Genomic DNA, 858 nt, shown 5'->3' with positions numbered 1-858 from the left:
GCGTTGCCTGTACGTTCACGCCCACAACAGCTGCCTGTGTTGCGGTGATGGTTACTGTGCCTGCAGAAACAGTCGTCACTTTACCTGCTGCATCGACAGTAGCAACCGCCGGATTGCTGCTGGTGTAAGTTACTGCACCGTAGCTGCCGCCGGTTAATGTGGAACTCACTGCATTCGTCAGGCTGTTACCCAGAATGATTTGCAGCGGACCAGCTTGTGAGAAGCTCAGAACAGGAACCGGGGTTGGGTTCACGGTAAATGAGCGATTTACCTGTGTTGCGGCGGTAAATGCAGCATTACCTGACTGAACAGCAGTAATCGTGCAAGTACCTTGCGCGATCAGGCTTGCTGTTGTGCCACTGACAGTACAAACGGACGGGGTTGTCGTGCCATAGCTGATCGCCAGACCGGAAGACGCTGTTGCATTCAGCACGACTGTTTCGCCGACGACACCATTCGGAATCGTATTGAACGTGATCGTCTGCGATGCTTGCGGTGTTACAGCAGTCGATGCTGACGAGGCATTGCCTGTACCAGCACTGTTCGTGGCGGTCACCGTGAAGGTGTATGCCGTGCCGTTCGTTAAGCCGGTCACATTGATCGGACTGGAAGCACCGCTCACTGTTGCACCACCCGGGCTGACCGTCACGGTGTAACCTGTGACCGATGCGCCACCGCTTGCTGCCGGCGCTGTGAAGCTGACGCTGGCAGATCCGTTGCCGGCTGTGGCACTGACACTGGTCGGCGCACCCGGAACCACCGCAGCAACCGCGAAGGTTTGCTGTACCTGGGTCGCTGCATTGTATGTACCGTCACCTGCCTGATTCGCATTGATCGTACAGTTGCCTGTCGTCACAA

General features: G+C 56.5%; 1 protein-coding gene. It reads right to left on the bottom strand.

Annotation, left to right across the window (positions count from 1 at the left end):
* Positions 1 to 858 (bottom strand): fibronectin type III domain-containing protein (locus KDM89_RS19170; protein ID WP_212689516.1); only part of this gene is annotated, 858 nt, incomplete at both ends.

Origin of the sequence: Cognatundibacterium luofuense (genome assembly GCF_018139685.1) — a bacterium.
GTDB lineage: Bacteria > Pseudomonadota > Gammaproteobacteria > Burkholderiales > Burkholderiaceae_D > Undibacterium > Undibacterium luofuense.
This window is presented reverse-complemented; position numbering and strand designations above follow the sequence as displayed.